Genomic DNA, 23,083 nt, shown 5'->3' on the forward strand with positions numbered 1-23,083 from the left:
CAGGCCTACCGTCCCCAATACGGCAGTATGTAGACAGCAAAAACCACAAAGGCAGCCAGGAACATCAACCGGGCCATTCCACTGGCGGCGTCGTGCTGCGCCCTCGACTTCCTGGTGCGTCCCGAGCCGCCTCCGCCCGCCCCGCTGCCAGTCCCACCACGCGCCCCACGGCGCGTGCCATAGGCGGGCTGCCGGGGCCCGCTCCGGCCCCCTGACTGCCCGGACCGCGGCGGCCCCGCCACCGGCAGCCCTACGGTCGGCAGCCCTACGGTCGGCGGCTTCACGGTCGGTAACTTAACGGTCGGCGGCTTCACGGTCAGCGAGTTCACTGCAGGACGTTCCGTCGCAGATTCCTGCGTAAGCTGTCCGCCGAGGTGCGTATACACGCTCACCACCGTCTGCTGGTCCAGCACCCGGGGCAGCGCCAGCACGGCAGCAACAACGCGGTCTGCCCCTGCCACGGCGACGTCTGAATTGGTGATGCCGAAGAAGTCCAGCTGCCCGGTGAGGCAGATTAACGGGCGGACGAACCGCCGGTGGGGCGGCGCCAGCACGGACGCAACGGCGGCGCACTGCGCCAATGCCCCGTCAACGGACTGCGTCCTGGCAAACCGTCCCTGCCACAGGACACCGGCGGCGACACTGACCTCGCCGGTCCAGTTCTTGGCATCGACCACCACCACGCCGCCGGGACCAACCAGCACATGGTCAAGGATGGCCTTGGGCCGCCCGGGCCAGTGGACCTCGTTCAGCAGGTACCAGCCGTGCGGAATGAGCAGGCTCAACCTGTCCGCCACGAGCCGTTCGCCCACAACACCGGCGTCCCGCGGCTTTGTGGCCCGTTCGGCCTCATCGAGTTGGCGTTTCAGCCGCTGCACCCGTTCTGCAGCAAGCCTCGACTGCTCGTCCGCGCCGTCTCCTGCCCTCATGACGTACCCCCTGGCTCCCGCATGCCAACCCACTGCAGTGTGCGACTACTGCACTGCCAGACACTTACTGCAGAGCCCGACGGCGGCGCTCCCCGCCGTCGGGCATTCTTTCCTGAGCTTTTCCGAACGTAGCAGCGCCACGGGAGCCGGTATATAGGTACTTTTGGGGCCAGTACCTGCTTTTACTACTTGCTGCCAAGCATTCGGCCAGGACTTTTCCGCGTCATAGGGACCGGATTATGGACCGCGCGTTTTGACTGCAGCCCACGTCTGGCATGCTGGTGCCATGGCTAGCCGCGCGGGCACAGTTGCCCAACCCCAGGACCTTGTTGACATCACTGCGCTCCTCGACGCGTATTACGACATCACGCCGGATCTCAGCGATCCCGGCCAGCGCGTTGCGTTCGGTACGTCCGGGCACCGCGGCTCGAGCCTCAAGGCTTCGTTCAACGAAAAACATATCGTCGCGATCACGCAGGCAATCGTGGAGTACCGTGCCGGGCAGGGCATCACCGGCCCGCTTTTCCTGGCGAAGGATACCCACGCCCTCAGCGAGCCGGCGCAGAACTCCGCCCTGGAGGTTCTCGCAGCCAACGGCGTGCACGTGCTGATCGACGCACGGCACGGCTACACGCCGACTCCGGCGCTGAGCCACGCGATCCTCACCTACAACAACAACCGCCAGCCCGGCACTCCCGAGGCGGACGGCATCGTGGTCACGCCCAGCCACAACCCGCCCGGAGACGGCGGTTTCAAGTACAACCCTCCGCACGGCGGCCCGGCCGATTCCGACGCCACGGGATGGATCGCCAACCGCGCCAACGAACTCCTCGAAAACGACCTGCGGGGCGTGAAGCGCATCCCCGTCTCGGACGCCCTGGCAGCGGACAGCACCGGCAAGTTCGACTTCCTCAGCAGCTACGTTGACGACCTCCCGTCCGTCTTGAACCTGGACGCCATCCGCGACGCCGGCGTCCGGATCGGCGCCGACCCCATGGGCGGCGCCGCCGTGGATTACTGGGGCGAGATCGGCGAGCGCCACCACCTAAACCTGACCGTGGTGAACCCCACCGTGGATCCCCAGTGGGCGTTTATGACCCTGGACTGGGACGAGAAGATCCGGATGGACTGCTCCTCGCCGTTCGCCATGGCTTCCTTGATCAACAGGATGTCCGACGGCGGCAGTTCGGCCGCGTTCGACGTCGCCACCGGAAACGACGCCGACGCCGACCGGCACGGCATCGTGACCCCGGACGGTGGCCTGATGAACCCGAACCACTACCTCGCCGTCGCCATCGATTACCTCTACCGCAACCGCAGCGGCTGGAACCCCGACTCGGTGGTGGGCAAGACCCTGGTTTCCTCCTCCATCATCGACCGCGTGGCGGAAAGCCTGGGCCGCAAACTGGTTGAGGTCCCTGTGGGCTTCAAGTGGTTTGTGCCGGGACTGCTGTCGGGTGAAGGCGCGTTCGGCGGCGAAGAGTCTGCCGGCGCCTCCTTCAACAAGCTTGACGGCAGCGTCTGGACCACCGACAAGGACGGCATCCTGCTGGCTCTTCTGGCCTCGGAGATCACCGCGGTCACCGGCAAGTCGCCATCGCAGCTGTACAAGGGCCTGACCGACCAGTTCGGCGCCCCCGTCTACGCACGCATTGACGCAGCAGCCACACGGGAGCAGAAGGCGGCACTCGGCAAGCTCTCGCCGTCGGACGTCACCGCAACTGAACTGGCCGGCGAAACCATCACCGCCAAGCTGACCGAGGCACCCGGCAACGGCGCGTCCATCGGCGGGCTCAAGGTGGTCACGGAGAACGCCTGGTTCGCCGCCCGCCCGTCCGGAACCGAGGACGTCTACAAGATCTACGCCGAGTCCTTCAAGGGCGAGGAGCACCTCAAGCAGGTCCAGGCGGAAGCCAAGGCGCTGGTGGACGGCGTCATCGCCTAGCCTGCGCAGGCACTTGGCGACGCGCTAAATACCCCGCGACACAGAAATGCGCTGGCGCTCGTGGTATTCCAAGGGCGCCAGCGCATTTGCGTGTCGTCAGTCCGAAGCGGGCTGTGACTAGATGGTGCGGACGACGTCGTCGTAGCTGAACTTGGGCTTCGCGGCACCCCAGGCGTCTGCGCCGGCCTGGCCGATGTTGACCACCATGAAGCTCTTCTGGTCACCGGCCGGGAAGAACGCGGCGTCGATGGCGCCGAAGTCGGCTCCGGTCATCGGGCCGGCTGCGAGGCCCAGGGACCGGACGGCCAGGATGAAGTAGCCGGCCTGCAGGTGGGCGTTGTTGTTGCCGGTCGATGCAGCCAGGTCCGGGGCGGCGTCGTACATGGCCTTCGGGGCGTTGTACTCGGGCAGGAAGTTGTCCCACTGCTCGGCCCAGGCGGTGTCGTAGCTGAGGACGGCAACCAGCGGCGCGGAGGCAGTCTTGGCCTTGTTGCCGTTGGCCAGGGTGTCAACGAGCGTGGCGCGGGCCTCGTCCGAGCGGACGTAGGTCACGCGGAGGGGCTGGGAGTTGAAAGCTGTGGGGCCGAACTTGGTGAGCTCATAGATGGCACGGGCCTGGTCCTCGGTCACCTCGCCGGTGAAAGTGTTGGCCGTGCGGGCCTCGGCAAAAATGGCGTCGACGGCGGCCGAATCGATAACAGCTTCTTCGTGGGCAATAGTCATGGCGTACCTTTCGCTGGGCCGCTCATCGCAAATGATGGGCCGGCGGTCTGCTTTCCATAGTTGTAACTTCAAGCAGGCCGGACATCTTCCCACTACGGCAGGTGACGTTCACCACAGCGGAGCCGCGCGGTATTGTTGCACCGGAAGATCCCAGCCCCAGCGGCAACCCCTTGAAAGGCCCCGACCATGAGCATGCTCGGAATGAAATGGAAGCTTCACGGCACCGGCAAATCGATTAAGCCCGGCCACGTGGTTGCTCCGGATGAGCGCCTGGCCTGGCCCCTGACCATCGGCGTGGGCATGCAGCACGTCGTGGCCATGTTCGGAGCCACCTTCCTGGTGCCCATCATCACCGGCATGCCGCCGGCTACCACCCTCTTCTTCTCCGGCATCGGCACGCTGCTGTTCCTGGTCATCACCAAGGGGCGGGTGCCCAGCTACCTCGGCTCCAGCTTCGCGTTCATCGCGCCCATCATGGCGTCCCAGCAGCAGTTCGGCGTGCCCGGCGCGCTGGGCGGAGTGGTGCTCGCCGGCGTCGCGCTCGCCCTGATCGGCGCGATCGTGCAGAAGTTCGGCGCGGGCTGGATCAACCGGCTGATGCCGCCCATCGTCACCGGCGCCATCGTGGCGCTGATCGGCCTGAACCTTGCCCCCGCGGCGAAAATGAACTTCGACGCCGCCCCCGTCACCGCCGTGATCACGCTGGCCACCGTCATCCTGGTCAGCGTTCTTTTCCGCGGAATCGTCGGCCGGCTCAGCATCCTCGTGGGCGTGGTGGTGGGGTACGCCGTGGCCATGCTGCGCGGCGAAGTGAGCTACGAAAAAATGGAAGCCGCCGCCTGGGTCGGCCTGCCGCACTTCCAGACCCCCGAATTCCACGTGGGCGTGCTTGGCCTTTTTGTCCCCGTGGTGCTGGTCCTCGTGGCCGAGAACATCGGGCACGTAAAGTCCGTGGCGGCCATGACCGGCCAGAACCTCGACGGTGTCTCCGGCCGCGCGCTGATGGCGGACGGTGTGGCCACGGTCCTCGCCGGCGCCGGCGGCGGTTCCGGCACCACCACGTACGCGGAGAACATCGGCGTTATGGCGGCCACCAAGGTGTATTCGACGGCGGCGTACTGGGTTGCCGGCGTCTTCGCCGTTGTGCTGAGCTTCTCGCCGAAATTCGGCGAACTCATTGCCACTGTCCCGCCTGGTGTGCTGGGCGGAGCGGCCACCATGCTTTACGGCATGATCGGCATCCTGGGCGTCAAGATCTGGGTGCAGAACAAGGTGAACTTCTCCAACCCCGTGAACCTGACCACCGCCGCCGTCGCGCTGATCATCGGCATCGCGGATTACACCTGGACCATTGGGGAACTGAAATTCACGGGCATCGCCCTCGGCTCAGCCGCCGCCCTGGTGATTTACCACGGCATGAACGCCATCGCGAAGGCACGCGGCTCGGTGGCCGAACCGGAAACGGAGCAGGCGGGCCTGCCTCCCGCCGTCAAGGCAGCCGTCAACGCAGCAGCGAAACGCGCGCACAAGAGGCGCTGACCGTCCGCACGCGCGTCCGGCTGTCGCGTCAGGCCGCGTGTCCGCCGCCGATGAATGGTCCGGGTGGGGTTCCGATGCCGAAGACCGGCCGCGGCTGGGGGCGCTTGGCGGTCAGCTCCCCTGCTGCAGGGTGCTTCAGTTGCCGGATCACCCACGGGACCAGGTATTCCCGTGCCCAGATGAGGTCCTCGGTCCTGGCTTCCTTCCAGCTGCGGGGCAGCGGCGGCTTGGGCGCCAGGGGCTCCAGCGTGTGCGGGACACCCAGGGCCTTCAGCACGGCCGCGGCGATGGTGTGGTGCCCCAGTGGCGAGAAGTGCAGCCGGTCCGGATCCCACATGCCCGGGTTCGACAGTTCGCGCAGGAACCACAGGTCGACCATGACCGCGTCATGGCGGGCCGCCACCGCGTGGAGATTCTCATTGAAGATGGCCACTTTGCCGCGGATCTGGCTGAAGACCGGCGTCGCACCCCAGTCCGGCCCGGCAAAGAGAACCACGGTGGCGCCTGACCTTGCCAGTTGTGCCACACCGTCGTCGATTTTTTCTGCGAGCCGGTCAGGATCGCTGCGCCGGAAAACAATGTCGTTACCGCCGGCGGAGAGGGTGACCAGGTCAGGGTTCAGGGCGACCGCCGCGGCAAGCTGGTGGTCGAGGATCTGCTGTACCAGCAGGCCCCGGACGGCAAGGTTGGCGTAGGCGAAATCAGGCTGGTTCGCACTGAGCTCCTCGGCCACACGGTCCGCCCAGCCGCGAAAACCACCCTCGCTGCGCGGCTCCGGATCTCCGATCCCCTCGGTAAAGGAATCGCCCAGTGCCACGAGGCGGTGCCACGGGTGGGGCGCCAGTTCCACAGCGGTGTTCCTGGCTGCAATGTCCTGTTTCCAGACGTTCATGCCGTGCTCCCTGTTTTGTAGGGTCCCTCGCTGAGGGAGGAGGTTTCGATTCCAGCTAGTCCCCGGAAACGGGCGTTTTCCTGGCCACGTCCGGCCGGGTCCGGGCGCGAGGCAGCCACAATATTCAAGGCGGTCTCACGAAGCCCCTGGCGGGTGTGCCGCGCGACGGTCCGGAGGTACTGCAGGGCCGCCTCATGGCCGAGTCCGTAATCGGATTTGAGGGCGTTCACTGCCAGGTCCATAAGCACCATGGAGCTTTGGGCTACAGCCAGTTGCGCGCCGGCTTCGGCCCGCTCCACCACCCGCACCACCATCCACAGCGACCGGGCCACCTGCCGCGCATACCGGCGCGTCCTGATGATGTCCTCGCTGGTGAAGGCGTGGGGAGTGGACGCGTAGAGGCTCAGTGCGGCGCTCCAGCCGGCGGCGGCCGCAATCGGCATTGACAGCAGCGACCTGACGCCGTGGTCCGCGGCAGCACTGGCATAGCCCGGCCATCGCCGGTCGCGGGCGACATCGGCCAGGTGCACAAAATCCCCCGTGCGCACGGCCTCAAGCACGGGTCCGTCTGCAAACGAGCACTGTTCTTCGTCTGCGGCGCGGGCCGCGGGGGTGCCGGCGGCGGCCGTTCGGGCCGATCCGGGGCGGAAGAAGGTGACAGCCCAGCTGATCCCGCGGGAATCGCCATCGATGTCGCGCATGAACTCGCGGGTAACCGCAGCAAGGAAGTCTTCAACATCCGTGCTGTCGAACACCACATCCTGGGGGTCGGGAAGCGATTCCCAGCCCGGCTCCCCCGGTGTCTCCGCGGCCATGTTCCACGCCTAGGTTCGAAACGCGTGGCCCACTGCAAAACCTGCTTCTAGGATACGTCCGGTGAAGGCCCCCAGGGCGTGGTCGAGCCACATAAAAACCGCAGTCCGGGCACAGGCCAGTGCCTACCCGGCGTCGAAACTTTCGTCGCCGTCGTCGTTCGGTGATTTGTCCTTGGCCCGGTCGGTTCCGCTGCCGTCCGGCAGGCCGGCAGCATCCTGTCCGGATTCGGACGAGAAGGGTTCAGAACCCTGCGAATCGGCATTGGCGTCGTCGATCTCCGCCTCGGCGGAAGGCACGACGGCGTCGCGCGGGATGGGTGGTTCGCCCGGTTCGACCACGGGAGCATTCGTCTCCGCGCCGCCCACTTCCTGTTCCGCCGTGGGTGTGCCGTAGCCGCCCACTTCCCCGTCCGGTTCCGTGCGCTGGTTGTCCTGACTCATGGTTCCTCCTGTTGTGGATGTGGATCTGACGTGCCCTCATCATTTGAATCGGCAAATAATCAGTAAACTTATCAAACGTTGCCGTTGGCGCAACTTCAGCCTAGTTTTGGAGCACACGCCTAGCCCCGGAGCAAGGAGAACCATGTCGGATGGCGAGGACTTCACCGGCAGCACCGGCCGGAATGAAACCCGCGAAGAGCAGCTTGACCGGAACTGGGCCGAGCTCCTGCAGGAACTCCGGATGCTTCAGACCGGGGTCCAGATCCTGGCCGGTTTTCTCCTGACACTGCCGTTCCAGCAGCGGTTCGAGGACCTGGACAATTTCCAGGTGGGCCTCTACCTCGTCAACGTAGTGATCGCGACGCTGACCACCGCCTTTATCCTGCTGCCGGTCAGCGTCCACCGCCGGCTCTTCCGCCAAAGGCTCAAAGAAACCCTCGTCTCCAGCGCAGACACCATTACCAAAATTGCCCTGGCCGGCGTGGGGATGCTCAGTGTCGGGACAGCCGCCCTGGTCTTCGACGTGACAGCGGGCCGCGCCGCCGGCCTGACCGCCGGCGGAATCCTGCTGACGGTCCTTCTGGTGCTGCTGGCCTACGTGCCGCTGCGGCTCAATAGGCGCGCAGCGGAGCCGTAGACAAGGCGTCGCAGTCAGGACATCAAGGCAGCAAATGCCGGGGGTACAAAATCGAGGAGTTCATACATGCGCAAGTGGGCCAAAGAACACGGGCTTTTGCTCGCCAACGCCGGGCTGTTCCTGGCGTTTTTCATTGGCATGATCCTCTCCGGGGCTGCAGCGTACAGCGAGGATCAGGCGGCCCACGGAGAGCCAGGCGTAACGGTTCTGGAGTACCTGTCCACGGGCGATTTTGTCGAAGCCACTTTTGAAAACTGGGAGTCCGAGTTCCTGCAGATGGCCATGTACGTGGTCCTGACCGTCTTCCTTTTTCAGAAGGGATCCTCCGAATCCAAGCCCATGGGAAAGACTGCCCCGCAGGACCAGGACCCGCGCGATGCCACCATCGGCAAGGCCACGCCGTGGCCGGTGAAGCGCGGCGGCCTGGTGCTGAAGCTGTATGAGCACTCCCTGTCCATCCTCCTGCTGCTGCTGTTTGTTGCCTCGTTCAGCCTGCACGCCGCCGGCGGAACGTCGGCCTACAACGAGGAGCAGCAAACCCACGGGCAGCCCACGCTCACCCTGTTCCAGTACTTGGCGACCAGCAGGTTCTGGTTCGAATCCTTCCAGAACTGGCAAAGCGAATTCCTCGCCGTGGCGGTCCTGGTGGGTGCCTCCGTCTACCTCCGCGAAAGGGGCTCACCGGAGTCCAAGCCGGTGGCCGAGCCGCATTACGAGACCGGGGCCTGAGCTGCGCGCGCCTAGGCAGCCGCAGCCCAAGCAGCAACCCCAGCGCCACCGGGGCGTTTGCCGCCGGGGCTTGTTTCAGGCGCCTTCCAGAACCTGGCTGGTAGCCCAGGCCAGGTATTTTGCGGCGTTGGCGACGGCGTCTTCCGGGCTGGCCGCAACATCCAGCAGCTGCGCGGCGGCTACCACGCCGTGCGCCGCGAGGTCCTCGGGCGTCACCATGATCCGCCCCGCCACCACGATCACCGGGATCCCGCGTTCCCGGGCTGCGTCGGCGAGCGCGATGGGGGCCTTGCCGGTCAGCGACTGCGAGTCCATGGAACCCTCGCCCGTGATCACCAGGTCGGCGTCGTCCAGTTGGCCCGCGAGGCCGGTGAGCCCGGCGACGAGCGCGAACCCGCCCTCCAGCCGGGCGTTGGTGAAGGCAAGGAACGACGCCGGGAAGCCGCCCGCCGCCCCGGCTCCCGGGATGTTGACGTCCCGGCCAGTGGCCTCCCGTAGTACAGACGCCCAGTTGCGGAGACCGGCGTCAAGCTGTTCCATTGCCTCGTCGTCGGCGCCCTTCTGGGCCCCGAACACGTGGGCCGCGCCCGTGGCGCCATAGAGGGGGTTCTGGACGTCCACGGCGATCCTGAACGAGGCGGCGGACAGCCGCGGGTCCAGTCCGGTGGTGTCGAGGGCTGCAACGTCGGCGAGTGATCCGCCGCCCAGCGGAACAACGTTGCCGGTGGCGTCCAGCGGCTTGAGGCCCAGCGCACGCAGGGCGCCGCTGCCGCCGTCGGTCATGGCCGATCCGCCCAGGCCCAGCACAATCTCGGTGGCTCCGGCGTCGAGGGCCGCGGCGATCAGCTGTCCGCAGCCGTAGCTGTGGGCCCGCAGGGCGTTGGCGGGGGTGGGCTCCATCTCGGCCAGGCCGGAGGCCTGCGCCGTCTCGATGACGGCGGTAGCACCGCCGTCGGCGTTCTTCCGGATGGCCCAGGCGGCGCCCACGGGGGCGAGGATGGGACCTACGACGGCGTTGAGCCGCTCCTCGTAGCCGGCCGAAACGGCAGCCTCCAGGGTTCCTTCACCGCCGTCGGCGATTGGAAACTGGTTGGCGACGGCGTCCGGGTAGACGCGCAGCGCACCTTCGGCGATGGCGGCGGCGGCCTCCGCGGCGGTGAGCGAGCCCTTGAACTTGTCCGGAGCGATGAGAATGCGCATGCCGTCCATCATGCCAGCCAACTTCGGGAAAGCGCTTGCCCAATCCGGCATGCGGACAGCACGGGATGCCCACTACCCGCCGGTGTCGGGATCCTTGGCCCTGAGCACCGCAAAGTAACCGGGTATGCGGCTGTTCCCCGCGGCGTCCATCAGCGGGTTGGCCTCGATGGTCGCGGCCCCGTCCTCCACCAGCGTCCACCCGTCCCTGGGCATCACACGGGCGAGCTCCTGCGGTCCGAAATGGCCCGGCATGGGCAGTGTCCGGATCGCGAGCTCCAGTGGAGCCGGGATGCTCCGCAGCGACGCACCCAGATGCGCAACGTACTCCACCGGGTTGCCCTGGAAGTTCGTCTCCGCCAGAAAGACCGTGCCGCGGGCGCCCACGAGCTGCCTCAGGTTCTCCATCAGCGCGGCCTGATCGGCCTCGGTCAGGACATGCAGCACGCCACGGACAAAGACGTTGGCATCCGTGGATCCCACCAGCCCGGAGGCAGCACCCGGCTCGGTCATGTCACGGGCCAGGTAGCTGACACCCGCAATGCCCGCCGATTCGTCCCGGGCACGGGCCACCGCGTGTGCAGACACGTCAACGCCCATCACCTGCGGTGAAAAAGCGGCCAGCGCGCGGCTGAAGGCGCCGTGCCCGCACCCCACATCCACCACGGGAAGGCTGGGATCGAAGTGCCGCTGCAGGATGTCCCGGTAGCCCAGCAGCTCCTGGTCCGTGCCGGAGTCCCACAGCACGTCGCTCCGGGCGCCTGTCCGGGCGATTCCGGCCCAATACCTGTCCCAGGCCACGGTCCTGTTTTTGGGAGCCGACCAGGACAGCGCGATCAGTTTGGGCAGGATGAGGTACTTCCGCAAGGCGGCGAGCACCGGTTTCGCTGGGGATGGCATCGTACAAATATAGGCGCCGAACACGCCGCAGCGGTTTGGCCGGGCGGGTCCGTTCAGGCGGTGTCCGCCGGCTCTTTCAGCAGCCAGGCCATGGCGTCGTCGCGGGACGTAAAGAACCGGGTGGGGCAGGGCACTTTGTTGATACCCAGGATGAAGTTGGCAAGTACTCTGTCAACGGGCGACGCCCCCAGCAGCGCAATGCGGAAGGCCTGGCAGGGGCGGCCAAAAACCGTACGGGCTCCCCGGCTGACCTTGGCCGTGGTGGCCATATCCACCAGCATGGGGTGTCGGCGGGCCCCGCACAGGTCATTGACCTTCTGCATGGCCGCCTCGGCATCGGACTCCGTGATGGACGCACCCCGCGGCCACTTCAGCTGGATGACACCCCGTTCATCCAGCGTCAGGTCCGCCTTGGCCGCTTCTGCAGGCTGACTCGTCACGATTACCCTCCGCGCATTCTTATAGGAACAGGTGTGCTCCGTCACCCTACAATGTACTCAGTCAGGAGCAAGCAGGTGCTCACTCAGGAGCCAAGGGGGCAGGTTTGCCAGCGGTCACACCACATTTCGCAACCGTGCCGTACCTGGCTGTCGTTGCGGACCCCGACGCCGGGCGCCGGGAATTCACCACGGCTGCACTGGAGGCGGCGGGCTTCACGGTCAAAACTGCCGGCGACGCCGCCAGCCTGTCGGCGATTCTGGACCAGCGCGAGCCCTCCGTCCTGATCCTGGACAGTTCACTTTCCGACGTCGACGCGACCGCACCTGTGCTGGTCCTCGTGGATCTCGACAGTCCGGCAGAGGTCAAGTCAGTGGAGCATGCCGGCGTACGGGACTCCATCGCCAAGCCGCCTGCTGCCAAGGAACTCGTCCACCGCGCCACAGCCCTGATCAACCTGGTCTCCCGCCGGAATGAAGCTCGGCAGGAAGCGGAGGCGCTCCGCGAAAGACTGCGGCAGGTATCCGCGGCGGTCCGCGGAACCAACCATCCGCAACAGATCGCCGACTTTGTGGTCAGGGGGTTCGGCGAGACATTCGGCGCGGACCGCGTCTGGCTGACTACATTCGACGACGACAGGGTGCCACCCATCACCGCCCAGTGGCAGCGGCCCGGCCTGGCTCCGCTGCCCGAAGGATTGTTCACGGACGAAGACCCGGTGCGCAGGACGGCTGACGCACTATGGTCACGGGCTGAGGCCCTGACGGCGGACGGATCGTTCGCACCGCTGGGCACCGGCGACGTCCAGCTGCCGGCCGAACTCGCTACACTGCGCGCCGCCGCATCCGTGGCCGTCCCAATGGGGGACGGCAGCTCATCCCTGGGAATTATTTGGATCGCCCTGCTTAACTCGCCCAGGGAATGGTCGCGGGCCGAGCTGGCACTGATCCAGCACGTGGCAGGCAATACTGCCCACGGCCTGATCCAAAGCCACCTGATCACCAGCCAGCAGCAAGTGGTCAAGCAGCTCCAGCAGCTGGACAAAGCAAAAACCGACTTCCTGGCCACCGTCAACCATGAGCTCCGCACACCGCTGACATCGATCATGGCGTACCTGGACATGATCCAGGAGAATACATCCGATCCCGTGTCCAGCGATGTCCACCAGATGCTGGACATCGTGGTCAGGAACACGGAACGGCTGCGGTTGCTGATCGAGGACATGCTGAGCGTTTCCCGCAACGGGCATGAACAAAGCCCGCTGCACCTGACCACTGTCCGGCTGGCTCGGACTCTGGAGATCGTCACCGCCGCGCTCAGGCCGCTCGCGACAGTGCAGAACGTCGCCATTGTGATGGCCCACGCCTCGGAGGATCAGGAAATCCTTGCCGATGAGGTTCAGCTGCAGCAGGTTTTCACGAATCTGATCTCCAACGCCATCAAATTCACCCCCAGTGGCGGACAGATCGATGTGGTCAGCCAAACGCGGGCAGATGCAGACGGCACCCGCTGGGCGACGGTCAGCGTCTCGGACAGCGGGATAGGGATCTCCAGCGACGAGATAGCCCACATCTTCACCCGCTTCTACCGCGCCTCGAACGCGATGTCCGGGGCGGTTCCGGGCACCGGACTTGGGCTCGCCATCACGCAGGACATCGTCCAACGCCACGGCGGCCGCATTGACGTAACCTCGGAGCTGGGCGTTGGCACCACTGTCACTGTGAACCTCCGCCTGGGAGCCCACGCGTCCCACGGAACCTGAACCCGGAAAGGAGGAACCAGATGTTCGCTGACGATGACCCCAGGCTCTCCCAGCTGCTCGATGGCATCGTCCGGCTCGCCTCCGGAGACCTCCAGTCGCGGATAGAAGTATCGCCGGCCCGGGACGAGCTCGACGCCATCATCATGGGCACCAACCTCCTGGCCGAGGACCTGCAGATCATCTACGAAGAGCTTGAGCAGCGTGTTGAGGTCCGCACACAGCTGCTGCACGAAGCCCACCGCGAAATGCAGATGATGGCCATGCAGGATCCCCTCACCGGCCTCGCCAACCGCTCCGCGCTCCTGTCCGCGCTGAAGTCCGCCCAGGACCACGACGGCGATCCCCTCAGCCAGCCCGTCATCCTCCTCCTTGACCTTGACGCCTTCAAATCCATCAACGACACCCTCGGCCACACTGCCGGCGATCAGGTCCTGATCACCGTGGCGCAACGCATCCGCAGCGCCGTCCGGACCACCGACGTGGTTGCCCGGCTGGGCGGGGACGAGTTCGCCATCGTTATGCCTGCCACGGGCGCCGACCAGGCCGCCGTCGTAGGCCAGCGCATCCTGGCCGCCATCAAGGAACCCATTGACCTGCCTGACCGGACCGTCCGCTGCGGGGCGAGCGTAGGACTCAGCGTCGGGGCGGCCGGGCGGAAGGCCGAGGACCTGCTGATGGAAGCCGATGTGGCCATGTACGCCTCCAAAGCCGAGGGCCAGAACCGGCTCCACGTCTTCGAACCCGGGCTCCTGCTCATCCGCAGGCTCCGCAGCCAACTCCTGGAGGATCTCCGGGCCGCCATCAAGGGCAACGGCCTGGTGCTGCACTACCAGCCCGTGGTTGAACTGGGCACCGGCCGCATTGAGGGCGTGGAAGCCCTGATCCGCTGGGACCACCCCACCCGCGGCCGCATCATGCCGGACGAGTTCATCCCGCTGGCAGAAGATGCCGGCCTGATCTCCGAACTGGGCCTGTGGGTACTCAGCACCGCTGTAGGCCAGCTACGGACCTGGGTTGATGCCGACCTGGTGGACAGCCGGTTTTCCGTCCGGATCAACATCTCCGCAACGGATCTGCAGAGCCTGCAGTTCATCGAGGACGTCCGCGCGGTGCTCAAGGAGACAGGCGTCCGTCCCGAGCAGGTTGTCCTGGAACTGACCGAAGCGGCCATCGTCAGGGGCAACGAACTGGACCGGTATTCCCTGGGCGGGCTGCGCGGGCTGGGGGTCGGGATCGAGATCGACGACTTCGGTACCGGATACTCCTCCATCAGCTACCTGCGCCGGCTCCCCGTCGACCGGGTCAAAGTGGACCGGTCCCTGATCGAGGGCCTGGGCACAGACCCCAGCCAGCCGGCACTGGTGGCTGCAGTCCTGCAGTTGGTGCGCGCCTGCGGGCTCGAAGCCGTGTGGGAAGGCGTGGAAACGGCGGAACAGGCCGAGCACCTCCGGAACCTCGGGTGCCTCAGCGCCCAGGGCTATTTCTTCAGCAAGCCCGTCCCGCCCGAACGGATTCCTGCGCTGCTGGCCGAAACTTCTTCCGAAAGTAATAGAGGTTGATCGATTAAGGGCTGCGCTTTTGGATCATCCCGATATACGATCAAGTTGCGGTATCCGATTCTTCGAGGCCAGGAAGATCGGCATTAATCAGAAGTAGCGAATTCCGAAGGCATCTGGAAATTTGAAAATAAAGAGGCCTAGGAGCCATTACTTCGTCAACTGGGGGCGTTGCTAATGACGGTTCGGGTACAAGCTTGGGGAGTTATTGCGGCGGTTTTGGCGGATTCCGATCCTGCCGGGGCGGCAATACGTCAGCGCCTTAGCAACCGCTTGGGGGAAAACCCCGGCATGCCGGAACGGGCCCTGCTGGAATATCTTCTGGAACGCCGGCAACAGGACACCACAGACGCGAACACGCCCGACACCGCGCGCTTCCCGCAGCCTCCCAGCGCCATGCCGCCACACGTGGCCGAGCAGCTGGATTCCCTGCGCAGCCTGTCGCGGATCAGCGCGCTGCTGGAAAACCAGATGCTGATGACCGCGTTCCAGCCCATCTACGGCCTCGAGTCCAAGGCCGTAGTGGGCGTAGAGGCGTTGTCGCGCTTTGTCAGCGACGACGGCGCCAGCGCGGAACTCTGGTTCGCCGAGGCGGCCGCCGTTGGATTGGGCGCCAACTTGGAATTCTCGGCACTCGCATCCGCAGCCGCCGCTGCCGCAAAACTCCCCCCGCACGTCTATGTCGCCCTCAACATCTCCCCCACGTCATGCCTGGATCCCCGGCTGCCCGAATTGTTCGACCACATCGAGCTGCCAATAGACCGCATTGTGCTCGAATTGACGGACGGAATTCCGGACGAGGAATACTCGCATTTCGTTTCCGCAATTACGCCGCTCCGGGAACGCGGGCTGCGCATTGCAATCGATGACTCACACCCCGGCGCGGGCGCCCTCAGCCGGATGCTCCATCTGCGGCCCGACTTCATCAAGCTGGGCAGGAACGTGATCAGCGGCGTGGACACGGATACGTCCCAGCACGCACTGGCCGCTTGCCTGGTGGACTTCGCGGAGCAGATCGGCAGCATTCTGGTGGCCGAAGGTGTTGAAACCGCCGAGGAACTGATGGTCCTCACCGAGTTGGGCTTCAGCGCCGGCCAGGGCTACCTGCTGGGCCGGCCCTCGGTGCAGCCGAAGGATTGGGCGGCATGGAATACACCGCTTGACCCCGACGGGCTCCGGCGCCTCGCCGCCGCAGCCGATCACGGCACCCACGGTCCTGGCGGCTCCAACTGACGTAAGTCAGCTGACGGGCCACTCGCCTCGCTCCTGCAGGACCTGCTTCAGCAGGTCCGCGCGGTCCGTCACGATCCCGTCCACGCCCAGGTCCAGCAGCCGGTGCATCTCGGCGGGCTGGTTGATGGTCCACACATGGACCAGCAGGCCCAGTGCGTGCGCCCGCCGCACGTAGGCAGGCGTCACCACCCGGATTGCCCGGTACCGGACCGGAACCTGCAGCGCCTGGACATCCCGCAACGGATCCCGCAGGACAAATCGCAGCCACGGTGCCGGAAGTACCGGGCCCAGCAGGACAAACAGCGCGTTCGTTAGCATCCCTGCCGACGATGCCACGGGACGGCTCAGCAGCTTCAGCACCGCCCGGCGTCGGCGGTCTGAAAAACTGGCCACCAGGACGCGGTCATGTGCGGCATGCCGTTCGATACCGGCGGCCAGGCTTTGCACGGAGTTCCAGCCTTTGACGTCCAGGTTCAGCCGGGCGGCCGGGAAGGCCGTCAGCAGGTCATCGAAGAGCGGCACGGGCTCGCTCCCGCCGATCCGCGCGGTGGAAACCTCTGCGGCGGTCAGCTCGGAAATCCGGCCACGGCCGTCAGTGACCCGGTCCAGGGTGTCGTCGTGGAAGAGCAGCAGCACGCCGTCGGAGGTGGTGTGCACATCCGTCTCAAGGTACTCATAGCCAAGTTCGGCGGCGGCCCGGAAGGCGGCCATCGAGTTCTCCAGCCCCTCCCGCGAGAATCCGCGGTGGGCCATGGCGATGGGACGCGAGGGACGGGCACCACCGGAAGCTGCAAAAAACGGCTCAGTCACGTTTGTGAGCGTACCGGAGCCGCCGGGCTATCCGTCCTGCGGCTCAATCTCCACGCCGTCACTGCAGTGCAGCAGTGTCCGGCCATGGCCATCGTCCAGATCCACCCACACAGCGGTGTGGTCCCACGTGATGGCGTCGACGAACCCGCTGGTTTCGTATCCCGGGGCGCGGCGGACGCGCACGCGGTCGCCCTCTTTCAGTGCCTTCCAGTGCGCTGCCGGCTCTGCCGGGCGCAGCGGCGCTTCGGCCGCGCGTTGGTTGCCGTTCCTTGCCATGACTTCCCCTTTAGCCGCGGATGTGTATCCGTAGCCCACGGTAGGCGGCAAACGTGAACGGAAGGTGAGCGGAAGCTGTGAATTTCCGGCTACAGAGCCGGGATCAGGACAGCTCTACGCCCAGCGCCGCGAGCCTGGCCTCGAGAACCTGGGCCACGCCGTCGTCGTCAAAGTGGGGTGCCTCCTGCCCGGCGGCGCTGATGGCGTCCGGATGGCCGCTGGCCATGGCGTACCCGTGGCCTGCCCAGCGCAGCATCTCGACGTCGTTGGGCATGTCCCCGAACGCCACGACGTCGGCCGCGTCAATGGACAGGGAGTTGGCGTATTCGGCCAGGGTGACGGCCTTGTTGACGCCGGGAAGGGACAGTTCAAGCATCGCCACGGTGGGCGCGGAGTGCGTGGCGGACGCCAGATGGGCGACGGCGGGCCGCACCGCGGCCAGGAAGTCGTCCGCGGTGCCATCCCTGACAATCGCCAGGAACTTCACGACGGCGTCGTCCGGGGTGAGCGTTTCGGCCAGCGGGGCGGGGGTGAATTCGGCCAGCAGCTCGCTGGAACCGTTCTCGATGAAACCGGGCTCGAGATGGAATCCGGTCAGCGTTTCGGCGGCGAAGAGAGCGGCCGGGCGCAGTTCCTTGATGATCCTCCGCAGTTCCAGCACCGCGTCGATGCCCAGCGTCCGGGCGGAAACCAGCCGGTCCGCTTCGAGGTCCCACACCACGGCGCCGTTGGAGCAGATGACCGTGCCGGTGTGGCCAAGCTGTTCCTCCAGCGGGTGAAGCCAGCGCGGCGGGCGGCCGGTGACAAAGACGAGTTCGATGCCGGCGTCCCGGCAGGCGTGGAAGGCCCGGACGGTGCGGTCGCTGATCTTTCCGTCGTGCCCAAGAATCGTTCCGTCAATATCACTTGCTACCAGCCGCATCCTGCCAGTCTACGTGGGGCGGCGGGCTTCCCGGGCCGTGAAGCCTCCTCCCCGGGGCTGGCCTTTTGGAGTCGCCCGGCGACATTTTTTGACGCCGGGCTACGTTCTGTTGAGCCTGCGCGTCGTTGCGTGAACGTCCGTGTCCGGTGCCGTTGTGGGGCGTGGGGTCCGTCCGTAATCTCATCTTCAGCATCTCCGCTAGCAAAGGAATACCGTGACAACTCCCCCGGATAACACTCCGCAAAACCAACCGGCCGCCACCCGCATCGTGGCCGGCCAGGCTTCCGCTCCGAAGCGTCCGCTGGGCCTGAAGATCGGCATCGTGGCCGGAATTCTGGCGCTGGTCGGCGGCGGCGTGGCCGTGGCCTCGGCCGTCTCCGGCAACAACGCCGCCACCCCCGCGGCGTCCTCCGCCGCACCGGCCGGCAACCCGGCAGCAGAGCTCAAACTCGGCTACTTCGGCAACGTGACGCACGCACCGGCATTGGTGGGTGTCAGCCAGGGCCACATCGCCAAGGAGCTGGGTGATACGAAGCTCAGCACGCAGGTCTTCAACGCCGGGCCCGCCGCGATCGAGGCCCTGAACGCCGGCGCCATCGACGCCACCTACATCGGCCCGAACCCGGCCATCAACTCATTCGTCAAGAGCGCCGGGGAGTCCGTCAGCATCATCGCCGGGGCGGCCGCGGGCGGTGCGCAGCTGGTGGTCAAACCGGAAATCAACTCCGCCGCGGCCTTGAAGGGCAAGACGCTCGCCTCGCCGCAGCTCGGCGGCACGCAGGACGTGGCGCTCCGCGCCTGGCTCGCCACGCAGGGCTACAAAACCAACGTGGACGGCAGCGGCGACGTGGCCATCAACCCCACGGAGAACGCCCAGACACTGAAACTGTTCCAGGACGGAAAGCTCGACGGCGCGTGGCTGCCTGAGCCGTGGGCCTCCCGCCTGGTGCTGACCGCCGGCGCCAAGGTCCTGGTGGACGAAAAGGACCTCTGGGACGGCTCGCTCTCCGGCAAAGCAGGCGAATTCCCCACCACCATCCTGATCGTCAACAAGAAGTTCGCCGCAGAACACCCGGACACTGTGAAGGCCCTGCTCAAGGGCCACGCCAAGTCCGTTGACTGGCTGGACAGCGCTGCTGCAACCGAGAAGGCCAGCGTCATCAACGCTGCCCTCAAGGAAGCGGCCGGTGCCGAACTGAAGGCCGACGTGATCGAGCGGTCCCTGAAGAACATCGTCTTCACCGTGGATCCGCTCGCCGGAACCTACCCCAAGCTGCTCAAAGACGGCGTGGCAGCCGGCACCACTAAGCAGGCGGACATCAACGGCATCTTCGACCTGACGGCCCTCAACGAGGTCACCGGGCAGAAGACGTCGGCTGCGGGGCTTGGCAAGGAGTAGACCGAACTCCATCGACTGCTCCACAGCCACCCTTTTTGACCCCTCAAAACGGCGGCAACGGAGCAACCGATGAGGGTTTTCGAGCCGACGGGCCGGGTCGATAATGACCCTATGGTCCGCTTCACCGCCACCGTTCAGCTGCGGGGGCCCAATCCGTTCGTGGATGTCCCGACGGCAGCGGTGGCTGAGCTGCTGCCGCATGCGGAGCATGGCCGGATCAGGGTGACCGGCACGCTCAGGGGTGCGGAGTTCAACGCCACGGTGATGCCGGGCAGGTCCGGCCGGCACGTCCTGTATCTTTCCGGCGGCCTGCGGACGGCAACGGGCGTGCTCGTCGGGGAAACGGTCACAGTGGACGTTCACGCGCTCGGCTCCGACGAGGTCATCCCGCCCGGAGATTTGGCTGCCGCCCTGGACGCGGCTGTAGGAGCGGCGGACAACTGGGGGCAGCTGCCCGTTTCGCAGCGGCGGGAGCTGATGCGTTTCCTTGAGGACGCGCGGACGGCGTCGACGCGGGCGCGCCGCGTTGAACAGCTCGTGGCCCAGGTGCTGGGCGCGGACGTTCCGCCACCGGGCCGGCGCACTGGCCGCGCCTTGTGGACCTGCCCCTCCTGCGGACGGCAGTTTGTCACGCGGAACATGAACCATTCCTGCTCACAGCACACCCTCGACGAGCCGTTCCGCGGCAGGCCAGACAGCATCCACCGGCTGTTCGAGGTGGTTCGCCGGACGGTTGAGGCGATCGGCCCGGTAACGCTTGTTCCGTACCAGGACCGTGTCGCCTTTATGGTTCGGGTCCGGTTCGCCGGGGTCAAACCCGCGAACAAATGGCTCGATGTGGAGTTCTGGCTTACGCGCCGGGTTGAGTCGCCCAGATTCCGACGGATCGAAACACTTTCTCCGTACACGCATCTCCACACGGTTCGGGTGACCGAGCCATCCGACGTCGACGGCGAACTGGCCGGCTGGCTCCGTGAGGCCTACGCGGTGGGCCGCCAGGAGCATCTGCGCCCATCGATTGCTCCGTAAACGCCCTTTTGGCCCCTCAAAACGGCGTTTACGGAGCAATCGATGAGGAAGAACACACCTACTCCGCCGGAACCGCGTTCAGTTCGGCGCGCGTGGGCGGGTTGGCGCCCGGGCGGGAAACCGTGACGGCCGCTGCGCGGGCAGCGTGGGCCAGCAGCTCAGCCAGGCCCTCGGCCGGAAGCTCGCGCAGGTCCTTCCGGTTCTGCGCTCCGTCCAGGCCCCGGTCCACGATCCCCGAAAGCAGGGCGGCCATAAAGGAATCACCGGCGCCCACGGTGTCGGCCACTTCCACGCGAGGCGCGTCAATCACGGCTTCACCGGCGGCCGTAATTCCCCACGGACCGGCCGCGCCGCGCGTGACGACCACCAGGGCCGGGCCCTCGGAACCACCCAGCGACAGCCAGCGGCGCGCTGATTCCAGCGCATCCACGCCCGGGTACAGCCACTCGAGGTCCTCGTCCGAGGCCTTGACCACGTCCGCGAGGGTGACAAATTTCTCCGCCTGCGTTCGCGCATAGTCCACGTCCGTGATGATGCTGGGCCGGCAGTTGGGATCGAAGCTGATCGTGGCGGCGGGGTGGGCATGCTCGACGGCGGCGAGCACCGCCGCGGCCCCCGGCGCCAGCATCGTGGCGATGGAGCCGGTGTGCAGCAAGGTGGTCCCCTGCAGCATAAAGGCGAGGCGGTCCGCCAGGCCGGGAAGCTCCCAGGCGAGGTCGAACGTGTAGGTGGCGGCGCCGTCGTCGTCAATTACGGCGGTGGCCACGCTGGTTGGCAGCTCGTCGGGGCCGAGCGGCAGCATAACGGAGCTGGAGCGCAGGTGCGCCGCCACCGCATCCCCGTAGGCGTCGCGGCCGTAACGGCCGACGAACTGCACGGGATGGTCGAGGCGGGCCAGGCCCACCGCGACATTAAGGGGACTGCCGCCCACGTGGGCTTCGATTCCGGAGGCGCGCTGGACAACGTCAACAAGGCCCTCGCCTATAACTGTGAGCATGGTCATACTCTGCCAGAGATGCGCCCGCCTACACAGGCGTGTTACGCGTCATCTACCATGGAGATATGACATCCCATGTCCTCCAGCCAATGACGGCCGCCATGCCCGACGTCGAACACATCCTGGCGGTCCGCGGCACCGGCGGCTACCGGCAATTCAGGATCCCCGCCCTGGCCGTCTCGCGGCAGGGCACCCTGCTGGCCGCCTATGACGGCCGCCCCAACCTCGATGACCTGCCCAACCCGATCGACCTCCTGCTCCGGCGCAGCTCGGACAACGGCCGGACCTGGGGCGACCAGCAGGTCGTCAGGACGGGCGGCGGCCTCAACGGTTACGGCGATCCGAGCCTCCTAGTGGACGTTGAGACCGGCCGGATCTTTATGTTCCACGCAGCCGGAACCCGCGCCGGCTTCTTCGAGGCCGTGGCCGGTATCGAGCCGGACGACGATGTGCAGCACTGCGATCTCAGCTACTCGGACGACGACGGCCTGACCTGGCAGCACCGCCGGATCACCGCCCAGCTCAAGCTCCGCCCGCCTGTTCACCCGCGTGGGCCAAGTACGGGCGAGCCGGACATCACAGGAATCTTCGCCGCGGCGGGCCAGGGCATCCAGATCCACACCGGCCCTTACCGCGGCCGGCTGGTCCAGCAGTTTGTGGTCCTGGCCGGCGGCGAGATCATGGCCGCTTCCGCGTACAGCGACGACCACGGCGACACCTGGGTGCTCGGGGAGCTCATCGGCATCCGGACGCACGGCCACGCCCCCAACGAAAACAAGGTTGCCGCCCTCCGGGACGGCCGGCTCCTGCTGCACAGCCGCGGCACGCCGCGCCGCCTTGCCGCAATGTCCGACGACGGCGGGGCCACCTGGAGCGCCCTGCGCCCTGTCGAGGACCTCACGGACCCGGGTGACAACGGCTCGCTGGTCCGCTTCGACGGCCTGCCGTCCCTGACTTCCTTCGCCGACGAGGACACGGATACATGGCTTCTGGCCACCAACAACCAGGACACGGCATTGCGGCGGAACACGGTGATCAGCCTGTCCCCCGATGACGGCCTCAGCTGGCCGGCGAAGCTGGTCCTGTGCCCGGGCAGCTCGGCCTATTCGACGGCCGCCCGGCTCCCCGACGGCAACATCGGCGTCCTCTACGAACGCCAGGGATACCGTGAAATCGTGTTCGCTTCGGTGCCCGCGGAACAGCTCACCGCTCAGTTCACCGCCCGCCCGGCCGCCGACCCTTGGGCTTCGCCCCAATCCGACGCCGAGGCGAGGGTTCCGGATGACTGCGCCAGCCTGGTGTTCCACATGGAACTGCGGTCCATCACTCCCGGCCGCCCGAAGGTCTGGCAGAACACCGGCGAGTTCCACGTGATGCAGTCCGGAGGCGAGGACTGGGGCGTGCACACGTGGAAGGAAATCGGCCAGGGCTACACGGCCGAAGCTGCGCAGGTCATCGGCACGCGGGAGGCACAGGACCTGAATTACGGCCCGATCATTCCCGGCTACAAGGCCGGGGACATCCTGGCCTTCACGGGCAGGGCACGCAATGACGGAGCCCAGTCCATTACCGGGGTCCGGCTGTCCGGTCCCGGCTCGGACGCCTTCCCCGCGGCGGATCTTGGCCCCGGGGAAGAGGCTCTCTATTTCACGCCCGGATACACCGTCACAGAGGCGGATGTGGCACAGGGCCACGCGGACGTGGCGTTCGAAGTGACCGCCGAGAGCGGCGGCACTGCCGTGCGCCGCCGTCGTGCTTTCAGGTTTGACACCGTCACCGGCGACATCGGCGAGCCGAAGTGAGAGAGCGTCCGGCGGAAAGCCACGTTAGGTGAGAGAGCGTCGGGGGAAACTGGCGCTTGACGTGAACCTGTGATGACGCTTACAGTCGACATACGAGCTCGGACGTCCTACA

22 protein-coding genes are annotated in these 23,083 nt (G+C 66.4%); 10 read left to right on the forward strand and 12 right to left on the reverse strand.

The window, feature by feature from the left end:
- Nucleotides 1-5: 5 nt before the first annotated feature.
- Nucleotides 6-929, reverse strand: coding sequence for a nuclease-related domain-containing protein (locus tag NFC73_RS08205; protein ID WP_254749176.1), 924 nt, complete (start codon nucleotides 927-929; stop codon nucleotides 6-8).
- 286 nt (nucleotides 930-1,215) lie between these two features.
- On the opposite strand from NFC73_RS08205, the gene pgm reads away from it, so the two are divergent.
- Nucleotides 1,216-2,874: a phosphoglucomutase (alpha-D-glucose-1,6-bisphosphate-dependent) gene (gene pgm / locus NFC73_RS08210; RefSeq protein ID WP_254749177.1), complete on the forward strand. Its 1,659-nt coding sequence runs from the start codon at nucleotides 1,216-1,218 to the stop codon at nucleotides 2,872-2,874.
- 117 nt (nucleotides 2,875-2,991) lie between these two features.
- Here pgm and NFC73_RS08215 read toward each other — a convergent pair whose 3' ends face one another.
- Nucleotides 2,992-3,597 carry a malonic semialdehyde reductase gene (locus tag NFC73_RS08215; RefSeq protein ID WP_254749178.1) on the reverse strand — a complete coding sequence of 202 codons (606 nt, stop codon included), beginning with the start codon at nucleotides 3,595-3,597 and terminating at the stop codon, nucleotides 2,992-2,994.
- A gap of 186 nt (nucleotides 3,598-3,783) precedes the next feature.
- Between NFC73_RS08215 and NFC73_RS08220 the strand changes: the two genes are divergently transcribed.
- The gene (locus NFC73_RS08220; RefSeq protein WP_254749179.1) at nucleotides 3,784-5,136 is read left to right on the forward strand and encodes a uracil-xanthine permease family protein; all 1,353 of its coding nucleotides are present in this window, start codon (nucleotides 3,784-3,786) and stop codon (nucleotides 5,134-5,136) included.
- Between the two features lie 28 nt (nucleotides 5,137-5,164).
- On the opposite strand, the gene NFC73_RS08225 is transcribed toward NFC73_RS08220, so the two are convergent.
- The 3 genes from NFC73_RS08225 to NFC73_RS08235 form a co-directional block, all read right to left on the reverse strand.
- A complete protein-coding gene (locus tag NFC73_RS08225) occupies nucleotides 5,165-6,028 on the reverse strand; it encodes an SGNH/GDSL hydrolase family protein (RefSeq protein WP_254749180.1) in 864 nt (287 codons plus the stop codon).
- Nucleotides 6,025-6,843 (reverse strand): GAF domain-containing protein, encoded by an 819-nt coding sequence (locus NFC73_RS08230; protein WP_254749181.1) that lies wholly within the window; start codon nucleotides 6,841-6,843, stop codon nucleotides 6,025-6,027. Before NFC73_RS08230 ends, NFC73_RS08225 begins: the two co-directional genes overlap by 4 nt.
- Before the next feature lie 123 nt (nucleotides 6,844-6,966).
- Nucleotides 6,967-7,284 (reverse strand): hypothetical protein, encoded by a 318-nt coding sequence (locus NFC73_RS08235; protein WP_254749183.1) that lies wholly within the window; start codon nucleotides 7,282-7,284, stop codon nucleotides 6,967-6,969.
- A gap of 142 nt (nucleotides 7,285-7,426) precedes the next feature.
- On the opposite strand from NFC73_RS08235, the gene NFC73_RS08240 reads away from it, so the two are divergent.
- A complete protein-coding gene (locus NFC73_RS08240; protein WP_254749185.1) occupies nucleotides 7,427-7,921 on the forward strand; it encodes a DUF6328 family protein in 495 nt (164 codons plus the stop codon).
- Between the two features lie 66 nt (nucleotides 7,922-7,987).
- The gene (locus NFC73_RS08245; protein ID WP_254749187.1) at nucleotides 7,988-8,650 is read left to right on the forward strand and encodes a DUF6766 family protein; all 663 of its coding nucleotides are present in this window, start codon (nucleotides 7,988-7,990) and stop codon (nucleotides 8,648-8,650) included.
- A 75-nt stretch (nucleotides 8,651-8,725) separates the two neighbouring features.
- Here NFC73_RS08245 and NFC73_RS08250 read toward each other — a convergent pair whose 3' ends face one another.
- The 3 genes from NFC73_RS08250 to NFC73_RS08260 form a co-directional block, all read right to left on the reverse strand.
- Entirely contained in the window at nucleotides 8,726-9,850 is a 1,125-nt protein-coding gene (locus tag NFC73_RS08250) for a glycerate kinase (RefSeq protein ID WP_254749189.1), read from the reverse strand.
- Nucleotides 9,851-9,922: 72 nt separating this feature from the next.
- Nucleotides 9,923-10,747, reverse strand: a complete 825-nt coding sequence (locus NFC73_RS08255; RefSeq protein WP_254749191.1) for a class I SAM-dependent methyltransferase — start codon at nucleotides 10,745-10,747, stop codon at nucleotides 9,923-9,925.
- Between the two features lie 53 nt (nucleotides 10,748-10,800).
- Nucleotides 10,801-11,187, reverse strand: coding sequence for a DUF7793 family protein (locus NFC73_RS08260; RefSeq protein WP_254749193.1), 387 nt, complete (start codon nucleotides 11,185-11,187; stop codon nucleotides 10,801-10,803).
- A gap of 134 nt (nucleotides 11,188-11,321) precedes the next feature.
- Here NFC73_RS08260 and NFC73_RS08265 point away from each other — a divergent pair, with 134 nt between their 5' ends.
- From NFC73_RS08265 to NFC73_RS08275, 3 genes are all read left to right on the forward strand, one after another.
- Nucleotides 11,322-12,947, forward strand: a complete 1,626-nt coding sequence (locus NFC73_RS08265; protein ID WP_254749195.1) for an ATP-binding protein — start codon at nucleotides 11,322-11,324, stop codon at nucleotides 12,945-12,947.
- Between the two features lie 20 nt (nucleotides 12,948-12,967).
- Entirely contained in the window at nucleotides 12,968-14,506 is a 1,539-nt protein-coding gene (locus NFC73_RS08270; protein ID WP_254749197.1) for a putative bifunctional diguanylate cyclase/phosphodiesterase, read from the forward strand.
- A gap of 288 nt (nucleotides 14,507-14,794) precedes the next feature.
- Complete coding sequence (locus NFC73_RS08275; protein WP_254749199.1) at nucleotides 14,795-15,736, forward strand: EAL domain-containing protein; 942 nt, start codon at nucleotides 14,795-14,797, stop codon at nucleotides 15,734-15,736.
- 6 nt (nucleotides 15,737-15,742) lie between these two features.
- Here NFC73_RS08275 and NFC73_RS08280 read toward each other — a convergent pair whose 3' ends face one another.
- From NFC73_RS08280 to NFC73_RS08290, 3 genes are all read right to left on the reverse strand, one after another.
- Entirely contained in the window at nucleotides 15,743-16,546 is an 804-nt protein-coding gene (locus tag NFC73_RS08280; protein ID WP_372494604.1) for a glycerophosphodiester phosphodiesterase family protein, read from the reverse strand.
- A 27-nt stretch (nucleotides 16,547-16,573) separates the two neighbouring features.
- On the reverse strand, nucleotides 16,574-16,822 hold the full coding sequence (locus NFC73_RS08285) for a hypothetical protein (protein ID WP_254749201.1): 249 nt from the start codon (nucleotides 16,820-16,822) through the stop codon (nucleotides 16,574-16,576).
- Nucleotides 16,823-16,925: 103 nt separating this feature from the next.
- Nucleotides 16,926-17,744: an HAD family hydrolase gene (locus NFC73_RS08290; RefSeq protein ID WP_254749203.1), complete on the reverse strand. Its 819-nt coding sequence runs from the start codon at nucleotides 17,742-17,744 to the stop codon at nucleotides 16,926-16,928.
- A gap of 214 nt (nucleotides 17,745-17,958) precedes the next feature.
- On the opposite strand from NFC73_RS08290, the gene NFC73_RS08295 reads away from it, so the two are divergent.
- A complete protein-coding gene (locus NFC73_RS08295) occupies nucleotides 17,959-19,143 on the forward strand; it encodes an ABC transporter substrate-binding protein (RefSeq protein ID WP_254749205.1) in 1,185 nt (394 codons plus the stop codon).
- Between the two features lie 111 nt (nucleotides 19,144-19,254).
- Nucleotides 19,255-20,172: a DUF1905 domain-containing protein gene (locus tag NFC73_RS08300; protein WP_254749207.1), complete on the forward strand. Its 918-nt coding sequence runs from the start codon at nucleotides 19,255-19,257 to the stop codon at nucleotides 20,170-20,172.
- Nucleotides 20,173-20,230: 58 nt separating this feature from the next.
- Here the strand turns inward: NFC73_RS08300 and NFC73_RS08305 are convergent, their stop codons facing one another.
- Nucleotides 20,231-21,169: a PfkB family carbohydrate kinase gene (locus NFC73_RS08305; protein ID WP_254749209.1), complete on the reverse strand. Its 939-nt coding sequence runs from the start codon at nucleotides 21,167-21,169 to the stop codon at nucleotides 20,231-20,233.
- Nucleotides 21,170-21,234: 65 nt separating this feature from the next.
- Here NFC73_RS08305 and NFC73_RS08310 point away from each other — a divergent pair, with 65 nt between their 5' ends.
- Nucleotides 21,235-22,971 carry a sialidase family protein gene (locus NFC73_RS08310; protein ID WP_254749211.1) on the forward strand — a complete coding sequence of 579 codons (1,737 nt, stop codon included), beginning with the start codon at nucleotides 21,235-21,237 and terminating at the stop codon, nucleotides 22,969-22,971.
- Nucleotides 22,972-23,083: the final 112 nt, after the last annotated feature.

This window comes from Pseudarthrobacter humi, assembly GCF_024294965.1.
In the GTDB taxonomy this organism is placed as follows: Bacteria; Actinomycetota; Actinomycetes; order Actinomycetales; family Micrococcaceae; genus Arthrobacter; species Arthrobacter humi.

Coding starts and splice junctions, on each gene's coding strand:
- NFC73_RS08205 (WP_254749176.1), bottom strand. CDS start 929: ATGAGGGCAGGAGACGGCGCGGACGAGCAGTCGAGGCTTGCTGCAGAA.
- pgm (WP_254749177.1), top strand. CDS start 1,216: ATGGCTAGCCGCGCGGGCACAGTTGCCCAACCCCAGGACCTTGTTGAC.
- NFC73_RS08215 (WP_254749178.1), bottom strand. CDS start 3,597: ATGACTATTGCCCACGAAGAAGCTGTTATCGATTCGGCCGCCGTCGAC.
- NFC73_RS08220 (WP_254749179.1), top strand. CDS start 3,784: ATGAGCATGCTCGGAATGAAATGGAAGCTTCACGGCACCGGCAAATCG.
- NFC73_RS08225 (WP_254749180.1), bottom strand. CDS start 6,028: ATGAACGTCTGGAAACAGGACATTGCAGCCAGGAACACCGCTGTGGAA.
- NFC73_RS08230 (WP_254749181.1), bottom strand. CDS start 6,843: ATGGCCGCGGAGACACCGGGGGAGCCGGGCTGGGAATCGCTTCCCGAC.
- NFC73_RS08235 (WP_254749183.1), bottom strand. CDS start 7,284: ATGAGTCAGGACAACCAGCGCACGGAACCGGACGGGGAAGTGGGCGGC.
- NFC73_RS08240 (WP_254749185.1), top strand. CDS start 7,427: ATGTCGGATGGCGAGGACTTCACCGGCAGCACCGGCCGGAATGAAACC.
- NFC73_RS08245 (WP_254749187.1), top strand. CDS start 7,988: ATGCGCAAGTGGGCCAAAGAACACGGGCTTTTGCTCGCCAACGCCGGG.
- NFC73_RS08250 (WP_254749189.1), bottom strand. CDS start 9,850: ATGCGCATTCTCATCGCTCCGGACAAGTTCAAGGGCTCGCTCACCGCC.
- NFC73_RS08255 (WP_254749191.1), bottom strand. CDS start 10,747: ATGCCATCCCCAGCGAAACCGGTGCTCGCCGCCTTGCGGAAGTACCTC.
- NFC73_RS08270 (WP_254749197.1), top strand. CDS start 12,968: ATGTTCGCTGACGATGACCCCAGGCTCTCCCAGCTGCTCGATGGCATC.
- NFC73_RS08275 (WP_254749199.1), top strand. CDS start 14,795: ATGCCGGAACGGGCCCTGCTGGAATATCTTCTGGAACGCCGGCAACAG.
- NFC73_RS08285 (WP_254749201.1), bottom strand. CDS start 16,822: ATGGCAAGGAACGGCAACCAACGCGCGGCCGAAGCGCCGCTGCGCCCG.
- NFC73_RS08290 (WP_254749203.1), bottom strand. CDS start 17,744: ATGCGGCTGGTAGCAAGTGATATTGACGGAACGATTCTTGGGCACGAC.
- NFC73_RS08300 (WP_254749207.1), top strand. CDS start 19,255: ATGGTCCGCTTCACCGCCACCGTTCAGCTGCGGGGGCCCAATCCGTTC.
- NFC73_RS08305 (WP_254749209.1), bottom strand. CDS start 21,169: ATGCTCACAGTTATAGGCGAGGGCCTTGTTGACGTTGTCCAGCGCGCC.
- NFC73_RS08310 (WP_254749211.1), top strand. CDS start 21,235: ATGACATCCCATGTCCTCCAGCCAATGACGGCCGCCATGCCCGACGTC.